Below are 15,580 nucleotides of genomic sequence, written 5' to 3' on the forward strand. Positions count from 1 at the left end.
GGACCGCTCACCCCGGACCGTGCGAGGGCGGGGCCGGCCCGCCCCGGCTCACTCCGTCGCCCAGGGGACCTGCGGCGCCCGGTAGTAGTCGACGCCGAGCGCCGAGAGCCTCGGGCCCTGCGCGCCCAGGCGCACCTTGTACGTCTCCCAGTCGTGCGTGGCGGCGGGCGACCAGCCGACTTCCGCGATGCCGGGCAGCCGGGGGAACGCCATCTGCTCGATCTCGGCGCTGTCGGTCAGGGTCTCCGACCAGAGCGGCGCCTCGACCCCGAGCACCGCCTCCTGCGGCACGCCGTCCAGGTACGCCGCCGGGTTCCAGTCGTACGAGCGCTCGACGGAGACGTAACCCGCCCAGGACAGGCCCAACTTCGTGTCCTCGTCGTACTTCATGTCGAGGTAGCCGCGGTCCGCCGGGGACAGCACCAGCTTCGTGCCGTTCGCGGCGGCGTGGGCCACCTGCTCGCGTTCGGCCGCGCCCGTCCGGTCGTAGCCCCAGTACTGGGCGATCGCGCCCTTCACCGGTGTGGCGCCGGTGAGCTGGTGCCAGCCGATCACGGTCTTGCCGTACGTGCCCACGACGGCCTGGGCCCGGTCCATGAAGGCCACGTAGTCCTCGTGGCTGGTGGAGTGCGCCTCGTCCCCGCCGATGTGGAAGTACGCGCCGGGGGTCAGCTCGGCCACTTCGCGGATCACGTCGTCCACGAAGTCGTACGTGACGGCCTTCGGGACGCAGAGCGAGCTGAAACCGACCTGGGTGCCGGTGTACAGCGGCGGCGCGACGCCGTCGCAGTTCAGCTCCGCGTACGAGGCGAGCGCCGCGTTGGTGTGGCCGGGCAGGTCGATCTCCGGCACGACCTCCAGGTAACGGGAGGCCGCGTACCGGACGATCTCCCGGTAGTCGCTCTTCGTGTAGTGGCCGCCGGGGCCGCCGCCGACCTCCGTCTGCCCGCCGTACGTGGCGAGCCGCGGCCAGGAGTCGATGGCGATCCGCCAGCCCTGGTCGTCGGAGAGGTGCAGATGGAGCTTGTTGATCTTGTAGAGGGCAAGCTGGTCGATGTAGCGCTTGACCTCGGTGACGGAGAAGAAGTGCCGGGACACGTCGAGCATCGCGCCCCGGTACGCGTAGCGCGGCGCGTCCGTGACCGTGCCGCCCGCGACCTTCCACGGACCCTTCTGCGGGCTCTTCCGCTCCACCGCCGCCGGGAGCAGCTGACGGAGCGTCTGCACGCCGTGGAAGAGTCCTGCGGGGCCGCGCGCGGTGATGGTGACGGAGCCGCCGTCGGCCTTCAACCGGTAGCCCTCGGCGCCCAGTTCGGGGCTGCCCTCGACCAGGCGGAGCCGGATGCCGTCCCCGCCGTCGCCGGTGACGGGCAGCGCGTAGCCGGTGGACGGGCGCAGCACGCCCGCCAGGTAGTCGCCGATCCGCCGGACCTCCCCGGAGGCGCCGCCGACCCGGATCCTGGTGGCCGGGGTGATGGTGTACGGGGAGCCGCCGGGCTCCGCCCTCATGGGTGCGGGCACGATCTGCCCGAGCGGGCGGGGCGGGCCGGCGGCCGGTCCACCGGCCGCCGCCGGTCCCTCCGGGGCCGCGCCGATGCCGGAGATCCCGGCCGCGGTGACGAGCAGCAGCGAGCCGAGCAGACGGGGAAGCGCGACGCATCGTGTCCTGTGCAGTCTCACGAGCCGGTCCCTTTCGACGGGTTCACACCTGTGGATCATCCGTGGATCACCTGAGCAACCGAGCCATCACCATGCGTATCGCCTGTCTCACGCATGGTCAAGGCGTGGGCCACCCCCTCCCGGGACGGCTGGCAGAATCTGCCGCATGGCGGAAATAACCCAGCGCGACGGAACCTGGACCTTCGACGGCGAAACGGTGCGGATCACACCGGGCCGGGGCAAGGGCGTCCACCCGCTCCGGCAGGAGCTGGGGGAACTCGCAGTCCCGTTGCGGGCACTGGCGGGCATCTCCTTCGAACCGGACCGCAAGAGCGGCTGGCTGCGACTGCGGCTGCGCGACGGCGCGTGCCCGGTCCTGCGCGCGGCCGGCGGCCGGCTCAAGGACGCGGCGGACCCCTACCAGCTCACCGTGGAGAAGGACCGCAGCGGGGTGGCGGAGTACTTCGTCGAGGAGGTGCGCAACGCCCTGCTGGTCGAGCAGGTGCCCGCCGGCCCGGTGGACGGCTTCCTGCTGCCGGGGCCCTCGGTGCCGGTCGCCGGGGGCGGCGGGGACGGCATGGCCTCGTTCGACGGGGAGACCATCCGCCTCACCTGGAACTGGAAGACCAACGACTCCAAGCTCTCGGGCGGCCCGGTCTCCTTCCCGCTGTCGGACGTGGCCGCCGTTCACTGGGCACCCTCCAGCGGCCTGGAGAACGGCCACCTGCGCTTCGTGCTGAAGGGGGCGCCCACGGTGGTCCGGGCGGCCGAGCACGACCCGTACGCGCTGGACCTGTGGGGACTGTCCAAGAAGGAGTACATGGCGGCCCTGGTCGCGGCGGCGGTCCTGGTGCGGCTGCCCGGCGCGACGGGGAAGGCGACGGGCACGGGCGCCGCCCTCGCCGCCGCCGGCCCCGCGGGGATCGAGGCCCCGGCCGCCCCCGTACCGTCCGCACCTCCGGCCGCGCCCGCCCCGGTCGCCCCGTCCGCCCCGTCCGGCGACGATCACGACGCCCTGCTGCGCCGGCTGCGCGAGCTCGGCGAACTGCACCGGTCCGGGGTGCTCACCGACGACGAGTTCGCCGCCGCCAAGCAGGCCGTGCTCAAGCGCCTGTGACCGTTCCCGGAGACCGCGGGCGCGGCCCCGGCCGGCGGCGCCCGCACCCCTTCCCCGTAGCGGCTCCGCGACCAGCTCACCGGCTCCGGTATCACTCCCCTCACCGGCCCCACGATCGCTCCCGCAGCGGTTCCCCGACCCCCCGAGAGCACAATCACACCCTCTCCTGCCCGATATCGGGCAGAATTGTTGCGGAAGCGCCCCGTCCACCGCAATATCAACGAGTGCTCGAACGCCGCCCGTCGCATGACGACCTCATTGACCACCTGGTCCGCAGCACCGCGCTCCAGCGCGGCGAAGCCGCCCGGGTGATCCTCGACGTGCTGGCGTACTTCGACGAGACGACCGACGACTTCGTCCGCCGCCGCCACCGCGAACTGCAGTCCGGCGGCCTGGTCAACACGGAGATCTTCGAACGGATCGCGGCCGAGCTGCCGCACCGCGCGGTCGCGCCCCCGGAGCTCTCGCTCCGGCAGCTGCGCCGCATCGTCTACGGCTGAGGAACCCGCGGCCGAACGGTCCGCGACCGGGCCGTCCACGGCCGGCCGGACCAGCCGGACCGGTCGGACCAGCCGGCCCGACCGGGCGGCGAGCACCACAGGTACATCGATGGAGGGGCAGAGAATCCATGTGCGGAATCGTCGGATACATCGGGAAGCGTGACGTGGCCCCGCTGCTGCTGGAAGGGCTGCAGCGACTGGAGTACCGGGGTTACGACTCCGCGGGACTCGTCATCACCGGCAAGGCGTCGGCCGGGAAGCCCGCCGCCCTGAAGATGGTCAAGGCGAAGGGCCGGGTCCGCGAGCTGGAGGCCCGCGTTCCCAAGCGCTTCACCGGCACCACCGGTATCGCCCACACCCGTTGGGCCACCCACGGCGCCCCGAGCGACGAGAACGCGCACCCGCACATGGACGCCGACAACAAGGTCGCCGTCGTCCACAACGGCATCATCGACAACGCCTCCGAGCTGCGTGCGAAGCTCGTCGCCGACGGCGTCGTCTTCCTCTCCGAGACCGACACCGAGGTGCTGGTCCACCTGATCGCCCGCGCCGGGGCGGACACCCTGGAGGAGAAGGTCCGCGAGGCGCTGCGCTCGGTCGAGGGCACGTACGGCATCGCCGTCATGCACGCCGACTTCAACGACCGCATCGTGGTCGCCCGCAACGGCTCCCCGGTCGTCCTCGGCATCGGCGAGAAGGAGATGTTCGTCGCCTCGGACGTCGCCGCGCTGGTCGCCCACACCCGCCAGGTCGTCACCCTGGACGACGGCGAGATGGCCACCCTCAAGGCCGACGACTTCCGTACGTACACCACGGAGGGCTCGTCCACGACGGCCACGCCGACCACCGTGGAGTGGGAGGCCGAGTCGTACGACATGGGCGGCCACGACACGTACATGCACAAGGAGATCTCCGAGCAGGCCGACGCCGTCGACCGGGTGCTGCGCGGCCGGATCGACGACCGTTTCGCCACGGTGCACCTGGGCGGCCTCAACCTGGACGCCCGCGAGGCGCGCGGGGTCCGCCGGATCAAGATCCTGGGCTGCGGCACCTCGTACCACGCGGGCCAGATCGGCGCGCAGCTGATCGAGGAGCTGGCCCGCATCCCCGCGGACGCCGAGCCCGCCTCCGAGTTCCGCTACCGCAACCCGGTCGTCGACCCCGACACGCTGTACGTCGCGGTCTCCCAGTCCGGTGAGACGTACGACGTGCTGGCCGCCGTCCAGGAGCTCAAGCGCAAGGGCGCGCGGGTGCTCGGCGTGGTCAACGTGGTCGGTTCCGCCATCGCCCGGGAGGCCGACGGCGGTACGTACGTCCACGCCGGCCCCGAGGTCTGCGTCGTCTCCACCAAGTGCTTCACCAACACGGTCGTCGCGTTCGCGCTGCTCGCCCTGCACCTGGGCCGGATCCGGGACCTGTCGGTCGCCGACGGGAAGCGGATCATCGAGGGGCTGCGCAGGCTCCCCGCCCAGATCAGCGAGATCCTCGCGAACGAGGACGAGATCAAGCGGCTGGCGGCCGAGTACGCGGACGCCAAGTCGATGATGTTCATCGGCCGGGTGCGCGGCTACCCCGTCGCCCGCGAGGCCTCGCTGAAGCTCAAGGAGGTCTCGTACATCCACGCGGAGGCGTACCCGGCGTCCGAGCTGAAGCACGGGCCCCTCGCCCTGATCGAGCCCGCGATGCCGACGGTCGCGATCGTGCCGGACGACGACCTGCTGGAGAAGAACCGCGCCGCGATGGAGGAGATCAAGGCCCGCAGCGGCCGCATCCTCGCCGTGGCCCACCAGGTGCAGGAGAAGGCCGACCACACCATCGTCGTGCCGAAGAACGAGAACGAGCTGGACCCGATCCTGATGGGCATCCCGCTCCAGCTCTTCGCGTACCACACGGCGCTGGCCATGGGCCGTGACATCGACAAGCCGCGCAACCTGGCGAAGTCCGTCACCGTCGAGTAGGACCCGCACCGCCCCGGCTCCGGTCCCGACCGTTCCGGACCGCCTCCGACCGTTCCGGACCTGGCGTCCCGCCGCACAGTGGTGCGGCGGGACGCCACGGGCGCGCCGTCGGGCGAAGGGCGTCTCCCGGCCGCGCTTCCCGGAAAGAGATGGCCGAAGGCAACGGGGTCGGAACCGCCCGTACCGGTCCCGCGGCCCCCGGCGGGCACGCCGCGGCATGCCGCATCCCGCTCCCCGGCATCCTCCGCCCGCCCGCCGCGAGGCCGCGATCAGCCTCCGTACCCCGACGAACTGTCGGTTTTCGCAGACGATTTGACGCCACGTCGGGACCGGGCGCGGCCCACCGGTTCGCGGGAGGGACGGCGAAGCGCTCAAGAAGCGCTTGCGACCAGGCGGAGGACGGTCGAGGAAAGCTCGCAACCGGGCGGAAGGCGCCCGGCTCGCGCTCCCGACCGGGCGGCGGGGCGATCGGGGAACGGTCGGGGAGCGATCACGTCCGAACGGAAGAATACTCGCGGAACGACCGCGGCCGGACGGCAGGACGATCGAGGAACGACCGCCGCCGAGCGGCACCCGGCACTCAGCACACGACCCACGTCACTCGGCCCCGGAACACCACACGCGGGGAACAGCCACGGCCCGGCGGTGCGTTGCCCTCAGGGAATGACCACGACCGGGCGCTGGGCGCGGCGGGCGAGGCGGCCGGCGACCGAGCCGAAGATGCGGCCGACGACCCCGTGCGTGGAGCCGACGACGATGGCGTCGGCCGAGTACTCGCGGCCGACCTCCTCCAGTTCGTGGCAGATGTCGCCGCCCCGCTCGACGAGCACCCAGGGCACCTCGGAGAGGTAGTCGGCGCAGGCCAGCTCCAGGCCGAGGACCTCGGTGCGGTGGTCCGGCACGTCCACGAAGACGGGCGGTTCGCAGCCCGCCCAGACCGTGGTCGGCAGTCGGTTGGCGACGTGGACGATGATCAGTCCGGACCCCGATCTCCTGGCCATCCCGATGGCATACGCGAGGGCGCGCTCGCTGGAGGTGGAACCGTCGAAGCCGACCACGACCCCGTGGCGGAACGCGGGATCGCAGGAATGACGTGTTTCTTCGACCGTCTGCGGGTCCGACATGGGATCGGCTACCTGCTTGCGGTCCGCGGGTTCGGGGATTTCGTGACCGGCCATCGGTGTCTCGGCGAAGAGAGTCCTCGTGAGGAGAGCGACTTGGGGAAGGTGCGTCAGCGGGCGGCGTTGCGGTGTCCGGGAATCATCTTCCCAACCCCTTACCCCCAAGGGTACGGCTCCACTCCTCCACTGCCCAGACCCGCGCAAAGCGTGCGCGACGTTTCACGGAGCATGCCCGAGGCGGCCCCGGATCGCAACGCCGGTTGTGCCGTACACCGACGACGAGGGACCCGGACGGCTCCCCTCCGTGACCGGGCGGAGCCGTCTCCGTCACCTCTCCCCGGCGGCGCGGCCCCCCGCACCCGGGGCGGGGCCGGCCGGACGCGGGGCGGATCGTCCGGACCGGCCCCGGCCGCCGATGGCCATCGGCGGGCATCGGTGGCCATCGGCGGCCGAATACGTGTTCCCCCATGCCCCGCCGCCCACCTCGTGCCCCCTCGGTCTCGTCGGCCCCGCCCTCGACGGACCGCCCGGTCGGGAAACGACATCGGCCCGCCGGGCGGGAACCGACCGCGTCCGCTCGCCGTCGCGCCGTTCCGTACGATCAACCGTCCGACCTGCCGAAGGGGCGCAAAGAAGCGCCTGTTCATTCGGGTTGTGCGCCGGTTCAATGACTGAATCACGTATGCACAACCATCTATTTTCAGCCAACTTCGCACCTGTTCCGATTCCTTGCCGAATTGGCCGATCAACCCCCTTGCCACCAGGCAGGAAGAGACCGCGCGGTACGCTTCCACCCAACGGGGACGGGCCATGAGCGCGAGGCGCACTTCCCTGCGCGGCCCACGAATGAAACGCTTCGTGATCGAATGCTTCCCGCCAAGTTGCCTTGTCGACATAACGCCGGTTGGTGAACTTGTCACGACGGTGCCACGGGACGCAGTAGATTCGATCTTGGGTACCGAAGACTGGGGACTCGTGCAGGACCGAGGGGAAAAGTGCAGGAGCGACAGGCCCGTAAGGACCAGGAAGACGCGAACACCGAGGGGGGCTTAGCGTCATGAGCCAGGACTCCGCCGCCGCAACGGAGGCTGTACGGAAGCTCAGTGGCCGTCGACGACGGGAAGTCGTCGCCGTGCTGCTGTTCAGCGGCGGCCCCATCTTCGAGAGTTCCATCCCGCTCTCCGTGTTCGGAATCGACCGCCAGGACGCGGGTGTTCCGCGCTACCGACTCCTCGTCTGCGGCGGGGAAGAGGGACCGCTGCGGACCACCGGGGGACTCGAACTCACCGCACCCTACGGGCTGGAGGCGATCAGCAGGGCCGGCACCGTCGTGGTGCCCGCCTGGCGCTCGATCACCTCGCCGCCACCCCCCGAGGCGTTGGATGCGCTGCGCCGCGCCCACGAGGAGGGTGCCCGCATCGTCGGTCTGTGCACCGGCGCGTTCGTGCTCGCCGCCGCCGGCCTGCTGGACGGCCGCCCGGCGACCACCCACTGGATGTACGCACCGACGCTGGCCAAGCGCTACCCGTCGGTGCACGTCGACCCGCGCGAGCTCTTCGTCGACGACGGCGACGTGCTCACCTCCGCCGGGACGGCGGCCGGCATCGATCTCTGCCTGCACATAGTCCGCACGGACCACGGCACGGAGGCCGCCGGGGCACTGGCCCGCCGGCTCGTCGTGCCGCAGCGGCGCAGTGGCGGTCAGGAGCGCTACCTCGACAGGTCTTTACCCGAGGAGATCGGCTCCGACCCGCTCGCCGAGGTCGTGGCCTGGGCACTGGAGCACCTCCACGAGCAGTTCGACGTGGAGACACTGGCCGCGCGCGCCTACATGAGCAGGCGGACCTTCGACCGGAGGTTCCGTTCGCTCACCGGCAGCGCACCGCTCCAGTGGCTCATCACCCAGCGGGTGCTGCAGGCGCAGCGGCTGCTGGAGACGTCCGAGTACTCGGTCGACGAGGTGGCGGGCCGCTGCGGCTTCCGTTCGCCGGTCGCGCTGCGCGGACACTTCCGGCGTCAGCTGGGCTCCTCCCCCGCCGCGTACCGGGCCGCCTACCGGGCCCGTCGTCCGCAGGGCGGTGGCGCGGAACCCGTCGTCCCGGCGTCCGAGCCGATCGTGCCCGCGCAGGGCGGCTCGCCGGTCCGGCGCGCGGCGGCTCCGGCCGCCCCGCCGGGGCCCCACCCCGTCGTCGCACCGGCGGCGGGCGCGGGGCAGCCGGAGCACGGGAAGCCGGGTCTCGACGCGTACGCGGCCGGACGCCCGGCCCTGCCGGGGCAACGGAGTGCCCCGTAGGGTGGGGCCATGAACGACCGCATGGTGTGGATCGACTGCGAGATGACCGGGCTCTCGCTGGCGGAAGACGCACTCATCGAGGTGGCCGCGCTGGTCACCGACTCGGAGCTGAACGTGCTCGGCGAAGGGGTGGACATCGTGATCCGCCCGCCGGACGCGGCCCTGGAGACCATGCCCGAGGTGGTGCGGCAGATGCACACCGCCTCGGGTCTCCTCGACGAGCTGGCCGGCGGCACCACCCTGGCCGACGCCGAGGCCCAGGTGCTGAACTACGTCCGCGAGCACGTGAAGGAACCCGGCAAGGCCCCGCTCTGCGGAAACTCGGTCTCCACCGACCGCGGTTTCCTGGCGCGGGACATGTCGGCCCTGGAGAGCTACCTCCACTACCGGATCGTCGACGTCTCCTCCATCAAGGAGCTGGCGCGCCGCTGGTACCCGAGGGCGTACTTCAACAGCCCGGCCAAGAACGGCAACCACCGGGCGCTCGCGGACATCCGCGACTCCATCACGGAGCTGCGGTACTACCGCGAGGCGGTCTTCGTGCCGCAGCCCGGCCCGGACTCGGAGCGCGCCAGGGCCATCGCGGCCCGGGTCGCACCACCCGCACCGTAGGTCCTCGTGAAGCCGCTGGTCATAGCCCTTTCGGGGGGTGGGACCGGCGGCTGAACAACTGGGGCGCGAGCACCCTCTCGGACCCTGTACACTTTTTCTCGGCCGGTCGGAAAAAGACCGGGCATGGTGGGTATAGCTCAGATGGTAGAGCACCTGGTTGTGGTCCAGGATGTCGCGGGTTCGAGTCCCGTTACTCACCCTGATGGGAAGGGCCCCGGTCGATGACCGGGGCCCTTCCCGTGTTCGGGTCGCCCGTTTCCGGGCCACCCGCGGCTCACGCCTCCCGGAGCCGGGCCAGGGTGGATTCGAGTTCGGACTGCGCGGCCCGGCCCGCCGATTCCGCGTCCCCCGCCACCACCGCCCGCACCAGTTCGGCATGGGCGGCGTCGCCGTGGCACGGGTCCTCGCGGCGCAGGCCGAGCAGTTCCACCAGGCTGACGAGGCCCTCCCGCAGCACGGGGACGAACTCGCCGAAGAGATCGGTGAGTACGGGGTTGTGGGCCGCGACCACCACGGCGCGGTGCAGGGCGATGTCCGCGTCGACGAACTCCGCGTCCGTCCCGGTCCCGGCCGCGCGCCGGGCGGCGAGCGCCGCGCCGAGGGCGATCAGGTCCTCGTCCGTGCGGCGGCGGGCGGCGAGCCGGGCGGCCTGCACCTCCATCAGCGTGCGCACCTCGTAGACGTCGGTGACCGCGGCGCGGCGCAGCCGGGCCGGCCAGTCCTCCGCGACCCGGTCGGCGATGACGTAGACACCCGAGCCCTGCCGGGACCGGAGCAGCCCGAGCGCGGCCAGGGTGCGCACCGCCTCGCGGACCGTGGAGCGGCCCACGCCCAGCGTCCCGGCCAGGGTGGTCTCGCCGGGGATCTTCGTGCCGACCGGCCAGTGCCCCTCGGTGATCTTCCGGCGCAGATGGTTCGCGGCCTGTTCGACCAGAGGGCTGGGGCGGAGCGGACCGAGCGAGGACACGAGTTCACCTATCAGGTTGTCTGAGGACTTGTTGTCTGGCTACTCTACCGGCCATGACGCTCGACGGTCTCCTTCTTCTCGACTGCCGCGGCGGGGCCTGAAGCGACCGGCACCCCGCCGCGGGGTGCCGTGCCGTGCCGGTCGCGTCCGGCGATGCGAGAAGAGACCGTCCTCATGTCCGACCGTCAGTCACCGATGCACGCGTTCCCCACGATCCGCACCCCGCGCGGCCCTGTGCCCGCCGACGCGCCCCGCTGGAACCCGCAGCGCTCCGGCTCCATGCCCTCCCACCGCTACCGCCCGGCCTTCGACCGCGTCGAGGTGCCGCTGACCGGCCGCACCTGGCCGCAGGCCCGTATCGAGAGGGCCCCGCTCTGGGTGCCCGTGGACCTGCGCGACGGCAACCAGGCGCTGGCCGAGCCCATGGACACGCCGCGCAAGCGCCGGATGTTCGACCTGCTCGTGGCGATGGGCTTCAAGGAGATCGAGGTCGGCTATCCGTCCGCGAGCCGCACGGACTTCGACTTCGTCCGGCACCTGGCCGGCACCGACGCGGTGCCGGACGACGTCACCGCGGTCGTCTTCACCGCGGCCAGGCAGGACCTGATCGAGCGGACCTTCGAGTCCATCGACGGGATGGAACGCGTGGTCGTCCATCTGTACATCCCGACCGCCCCCGTCTGGCGCGACCTGGTGCTCGGCCGCGACCGGGCCGAGGTGCGCGGCACGGTGCTGGAGGCCGCGCGGCTGATGGACCGGCTGGCGCGGGAGCGGCCCGGGACCGACATCCGTTTCGAGTTCTCCCCCGAGGTGTTCGTCCTCACCGAACCGGACTTCGTCCTGGAGCTCTGCAACGGCCTCACCGAGCTGTGGGACGCGTCCCCGGACCGGCCGGTCATCCACAACCTGCCCGCCACGGTGGAGATCGCGACGCCGAACGTGTACGCGGACCAGATCGAGTACATGCACCGCCATCTGGCCCGCCGGGACTCGGTGATCCTCTCCGTCCACCCGCACAACGACCGCGGCACCGGCACCGCGTGCGCCGAACTCGCCCTGCTGGCGGGCGCGCAGCGGGTGGAGGGCTGCCTGTTCGGCAACGGGGAGCGCACCGGCAACGTGGACCTGGTCAATCTGGCCCTCAACCTGCACGCCCAGGGCGTGGACCCGATGATCGACTTCTCCGACATCGACGAGATCCGCCGCACGGTCGAGCACTGCAACCGGCTGCCGGTGCCGCCCCGTCATCCGTACGGCGGCGACCTCGTGTTCACGGCGTTCTCCGGTACGCACCAGGACGCGATCAGCAAGGGCCTCGCCCATCACGAACGCACCGGTTCCGAGCTGTGGGCGGTGCCCTACCTGCCGATCGACCCGGCGGACGTGGGGCGCACGTACGAGGCGGTCATCCGGGTCAACAGCCAGTCGGGGAAGGGCGGCATCGCCCATCTGCTGCGGGCCCACCACGGGGTGGACCTGCCGGTCCCGCTGCGGGCGGACTTCTCCCGTACGGTGCAGGCCGTGACCGACGACAGCGGTCTGGAGGCCACGCCGAAGGAGCTGTGGGAGCTGTTCGACGCGACGTACCTGCTTCCCGGGCGGGACGGTTCCGTGGCCCTGACGTCCTGGTCCACGGACCGGAACCCGGCCGGTGAGCACCGTTTCGTCTGCACGCTGCGGGTGAACGAACGCGAGGGCGACTACGAGGGCACGGGCAACGGACCGGTGACGGCGTTCATCCACGCACTGGCCGCCGCGGGCATCGAGGTGGACGTCCTCGACTTCACCGAGCACGCGACGGACCCGGGGCCGGGCAGTCCGGCGATGGCGTACGCGCGGTGCCGGGTCGACGGGGTGGAGTGCTGGGGGGCCGGGCGGGAGACGTCCGCCCTCACGGCGTCGGTCCTGGCGGTGCTGTCGGCGGTGAACCGGGCGGGAGAGGCTCGCAGCCGTACCGCTTAGCCGGGCGGGGCGACCGGGCTGCTCAGCCGTGCGGGGTTCTCCGCCCCGGCCGGGGCGGAGGACCCGGTTGTCCCCGGCCCGGTCGCCCCCGTCCCGGTGTTCCGCCGTCCTGCCGGAAGGCCGACGGCGGCGGGGCCGGGGACGGGGTCGCAGTCGCGTCGTGCACCTCTGCCGCGCCGCCGGTGAAGTCGGCGAGCGCCCGCCCGTGCTCGACGCGGCCCGGGTGCGGGTCGGTCGCGACCCGGCGGGTCAGTTCGGCGACCTTCGGCGGCAGGTCCGAGGCGAGCAGCACCGCGTTGCCGAAGCGCCGGCCGCGCCACACGGTCGGGTCGGCGGCGAGCGCCAGCTCGGGGAAGACCGCGGCCGCGGTGGCGATCTGGCCGCGCAGATGGGCCAGCGGCGGCCCGTCCGCCAGATTGGCCACGTAGCTCCCGCCGGGCTTCAGCACCCGCCGGACCTCGGTGAGGAACTCGATGCTGGTGAGGTGGGCGGGGGTGCGGGCGCCGCTGAAGACGTCGGCGATGACGAGGTCCGCCCAGTCGTCCTGGACCTTCCCGAGCCCGGCGCGGGCGTCGGTGGCCCGGACCCTGATCCTGGCCTGCGGGTCCAGCGGCAGTTCCCGGCGGACGAAGCCGACGAGCGCGGCGTCCACCTCGACGATCTGCTGGGTGGAGCGGGGCCGGGTCGCGGCGATGTAGCGGGCCAGGGTGAAGGCGCCGCCGCCCAGGTGCACCACGTGCAGCGGCTGCCCGGCGGGGGCGACGAGGTCGGCGATGTGCCCGATGCGGCGCTGGTACTCGAAGGACAGGAAGGTGGGGTCGTCGAGGTCCACGTGGGACTGCGGAGCACCGTCCAGCGTCAGCGTCCAGGCGCGCGGGCGCTCCCGGTCGGGCACCAGCTCGGCGAGGCCGCCGTCCACCGGTTCGGCGAGGGGCTCCGCCCGGCGCCCGGCGCGTCCCGCACCGCGTTCGGCCCTGCCGTCGGCCCTGCCGTCGGCCCTGCGGTCCGGGCGCCCGCGACCGCCCGCACCCCCGCTCGACGCTCCTCGACGTGCCACTGCTGCTCGCGCCCGCTCACTGCTCTTCGCTCCGGACCGGTACGCGACCGGCCAGGCCGGGGAAACCCGCCCACCCGGCCATTATGGGCGCGGACCGGGCCGGAGCTGGTCCGGCGGTGTACGCCCCGGCCCCGGTGCGGCGAGGGGCGGACCACCCGGGATCGGGTCCGGCGGGGGACGCCCCGGCCCGCGGCGCGGACCCGGGAGGACCCTCGGGCGGTCAGCAGCAGTTGTCGGCGGCCTCGATGAGCCGGGCGGCCTGGTCGAGGGCGGCCCGCAGCACGGCGGGATCGGTGACCGGGGCGTCGTCCTCCGGCGGCAGCAGCCAGCCGCTCCCGGTGACCGGCGGCTCGGCGGGGATGCGCAGCCCGCGGCCGGCGGTCCGGGTACAGGCGCTGCCGGGTACGTCCCACGCCTCGGCGGTGCCCGGTGGCACGAGGAAGCCGAGGGTGTCGCAGGCGCCGTCGTGCAGGACCGGGCCGATGTCCTGCTCGGTGTCCCGGCGCAGGATGTCCACGGCCTCCAGTCCCTGGCGGGCCGGGACGGTCACCAGGTCGCAGGGGGCGGCCCCGTGGTCCTCCGTGGACGCGGGTGCCGGGGCACCCGTCGCGGCCGGGGTCGTCGCATTCGTCCGTGCGTCGGTCTCCGTGCCGAGATGCAACAAGGGACCTCTCCTCTCATCGCCGGGCGGAGCCGGGTTCCGTCTCCGCAGGGACCAACGCGCCGACTGCGTCAAGGGCTACGGTGCCACGCCGCCGCAAAGGGTGGCAGTTCATGGCAAATCACGGGCGAGATGCCCGGTTTGAAGGCAAACGCTCCATGTGGGCCTTGTCACAGCGGGTACGTTCTTGCTCCGCCGGGACATCCGCCGGGACACCGGAAGCGGGAACCCCGGGTGCAGAAGAGAGGTTCCGGTCCATGGTGTCGACAGGGGCAGTTCCCAACCTCGCCTTCCGACGGCTGCGCGGACAGCGCTCCGCCGGGGAGTTCGCCGCCGCGGTACGCAGGGCCGCCCGTGAGATCGGCGAACAGGTGGCGTGCGACGCCCGGTACATCGGACGCGTGGAGTCCGGGGAGATCCGCTGCCCCAACTACGCGTACGAGCGGGTCTTCCTGCACATGTTCCCCGGCACGACCCTGGCGGACCTGGGCTTCTCGTCGCGTGAGACCGTACGCGGCAGGGGGGCGCGGGCCACCGTCGACACCCCACCGCCCACCGCGCCCCACCGCGACACCGACGAGGAGAGCGACGTGCTGCGTCGCGTGTTCATGACGAGCGGCACCGCCACGATGGCGACCGCGACCCTCGGCATCGGCGGCACTTCCGCCGCCGCCGCTGCCGCCCGCCCCGCCCCGCGCCGGGTGGGTGAGGCCGAGGTGAGCGCCGTCGAGAAGGCGGTACGGCAGATCCGGCTGCTCGACGACCGGCACGGCGCCGACGGCCTGTACCGCAAGGCCTCGCACCCGCTGCGGATCGCGTACGCGCTGCTCGACTCCGGCGTCGCCGCCAAGCGCTCCACGGCCGGCCGGCTGCACGCCGGGGCGGGCGAACTGGCCATCTCGGTGGGCTGGCTGGCCCATGACTCGGGCCGCTTCGAGGACGCCCGCTCGCACTACGCGGAGGCGCTGGCCACGGCCCGGGTCGCGGGCGACGCGGCGCTGGAGGCGCACGCGTTCTGCAACGCCTCGTTCCTGGCCCGGGACACCGGACGCCCCCGGGAGTCGGTCGGCGCGGCGGAGGCCGGGCAGCGGGCGGCGCGGCCCCTGGGTTCGCCCCGGCTGCTGGCGCTGCTCGCGCTGCGGGAGGCCGGGGGCCGGGCGGGGCTCGGGGACCGCACCGGCTGCGAGCGGGCGATCGGCCGGGCGCACACCGCGTTCGGGCGCGGCCGGTCCGACGCCGACCCGGAGTGGATGAGCTTCTTCCGGGAGGCGGAGCTGGAGTTCCTGGAGGCGCAGTGCTGGTCGGTGCTGGGCGAGTGGTCGCGGGCCGCCCACCACGCGCGGCGTGCGGTGCGGCTCCAGGACCCGCACTTCACCCGGAACCTGGCGCTGTACCGGGCCGAGCTGACCTGGGACCTGGGCCGCGCGGGCCGGGCCGCGGAGGCGGCGGCGGAGGGACACCGGGTGCTCGACCTGCTGGACCGCGTCCGGTCGACCCGCATCCGGGCGATGCTGGCCGGGTCGGTGACGGCGCTGAGGCCGCAGCGGGGCACCCCGGAGGTACGGGAGTTCCTGGAGCGGTACGCCGAAGTGAGCGACACGCCGAGCGGTACGCCGAAGTGAGCGGCACGTCAAAGTGAGCGGCGCACCACGGTGATGACGCCTACGCCCACG

The 15,580-nt window shown here is 72.7% G+C and carries 12 protein-coding genes and 1 tRNA gene; 8 read left to right on the plus strand and 5 right to left on the minus strand.

Translation table 11 applies throughout. The features are described from left to right. Nucleotides 1–48: 48 nt before the first annotated feature. Nucleotides 49–1,680, minus strand: a complete 1,632-nt coding sequence (locus OCT49_RS11075) for a beta-N-acetylhexosaminidase (protein WP_283851721.1) — start codon at nt 1,678–1,680, stop codon at nt 49–51. A gap of 145 nt (nt 1,681–1,825) precedes the next feature. Here OCT49_RS11075 and OCT49_RS11080 point away from each other — a divergent pair, with 145 nt between their 5' ends. From OCT49_RS11080 to glmS, 3 genes are all read left to right on the plus strand, one after another. After that, a complete protein-coding gene (locus OCT49_RS11080; RefSeq protein ID WP_283851722.1) occupies nt 1,826–2,776 on the plus strand; it encodes a DUF4429 domain-containing protein in 951 nt (316 codons plus the stop codon). A gap of 224 nt (nt 2,777–3,000) precedes the next feature. After that, nucleotides 3,001–3,276: a hypothetical protein gene (locus OCT49_RS11085; RefSeq protein WP_283851723.1), complete on the plus strand. Its 276-nt coding sequence runs from the start codon at nt 3,001–3,003 to the stop codon at nt 3,274–3,276. Nucleotides 3,277–3,404: 128 nt separating this feature from the next. Then, a complete protein-coding gene (gene glmS / locus OCT49_RS11090; RefSeq protein WP_283851724.1) occupies nt 3,405–5,234 on the plus strand; it encodes a glutamine--fructose-6-phosphate transaminase (isomerizing) in 1,830 nt (609 codons plus the stop codon). A 656-nt stretch (nt 5,235–5,890) separates the two neighbouring features. Here the strand turns inward: glmS and OCT49_RS11095 are convergent. Next, entirely contained in the window at nt 5,891–6,412 is a 522-nt protein-coding gene (locus OCT49_RS11095; RefSeq protein ID WP_148835546.1) for a universal stress protein, read from the minus strand. 1,000 nt (nt 6,413–7,412) lie between these two features. Here OCT49_RS11095 and OCT49_RS11100 point away from each other — a divergent pair. The 3 genes from OCT49_RS11100 to OCT49_RS11110 all read left to right on the plus strand — a co-directional run bounded on the left by OCT49_RS11100 (nt 7,413) and on the right by OCT49_RS11110 (nt 9,459). Then, nucleotides 7,413–8,648: a helix-turn-helix domain-containing protein gene (locus tag OCT49_RS11100; RefSeq protein ID WP_283851725.1), complete on the plus strand. Its 1,236-nt coding sequence runs from the start codon at nt 7,413–7,415 to the stop codon at nt 8,646–8,648. A 9-nt stretch (nt 8,649–8,657) separates the two neighbouring features. Beyond that, nucleotides 8,658–9,260 carry an oligoribonuclease gene (gene orn, locus OCT49_RS11105; protein ID WP_283851726.1) on the plus strand — a complete coding sequence of 201 codons (603 nt, stop codon included), beginning with the start codon at nt 8,658–8,660 and terminating at the stop codon, nt 9,258–9,260. Between the two features lie 126 nt (nt 9,261–9,386). Continuing rightward, nucleotides 9,387–9,459 (plus strand) — tRNA-His (locus tag OCT49_RS11110). 75 nt (nt 9,460–9,534) lie between these two features. Here the strand turns inward: OCT49_RS11110 and OCT49_RS11115 are convergent. Beyond that, entirely contained in the window at nt 9,535–10,227 is a 693-nt protein-coding gene (locus OCT49_RS11115) for a FadR/GntR family transcriptional regulator (RefSeq protein ID WP_283851727.1), read from the minus strand. A gap of 174 nt (nt 10,228–10,401) precedes the next feature. Here OCT49_RS11115 and leuA point away from each other — a divergent pair, with 174 nt between their 5' ends. Further along, complete coding sequence (gene leuA, locus OCT49_RS11120) at nt 10,402–12,189, plus strand: 2-isopropylmalate synthase (RefSeq protein WP_283851728.1); 1,788 nt, start codon at nt 10,402–10,404, stop codon at nt 12,187–12,189. A 22-nt stretch (nt 12,190–12,211) separates the two neighbouring features. Here leuA and OCT49_RS11125 read toward each other — a convergent pair whose 3' ends face one another. Both OCT49_RS11125 and OCT49_RS11130 read right to left on the minus strand, forming a co-directional pair. Next, complete coding sequence (locus OCT49_RS11125) at nt 12,212–13,246, minus strand: spermidine synthase (protein WP_283851729.1); 1,035 nt, start codon at nt 13,244–13,246, stop codon at nt 12,212–12,214. A gap of 220 nt (nt 13,247–13,466) precedes the next feature. Further along, nucleotides 13,467–13,910 carry a hypothetical protein gene (locus OCT49_RS11130; protein WP_283851730.1) on the minus strand — a complete coding sequence of 148 codons (444 nt, stop codon included), beginning with the start codon at nt 13,908–13,910 and terminating at the stop codon, nt 13,467–13,469. A 254-nt stretch (nt 13,911–14,164) separates the two neighbouring features. On the opposite strand from OCT49_RS11130, the gene OCT49_RS11135 reads away from it, so the two are divergent. Continuing rightward, the gene (locus OCT49_RS11135; RefSeq protein WP_283851731.1) at nt 14,165–15,529 is read left to right on the plus strand and encodes an NsdA family TPR-like regulatory protein; all 1,365 of its coding nucleotides are present in this window, start codon (nt 14,165–14,167) and stop codon (nt 15,527–15,529) included. Nucleotides 15,530–15,580: the final 51 nt, after the last annotated feature.

This window comes from Streptomyces sp. ML-6, assembly GCF_030116705.1.
Lineage (GTDB): Bacteria > Actinomycetota > Actinomycetes > Streptomycetales > Streptomycetaceae > Streptomyces.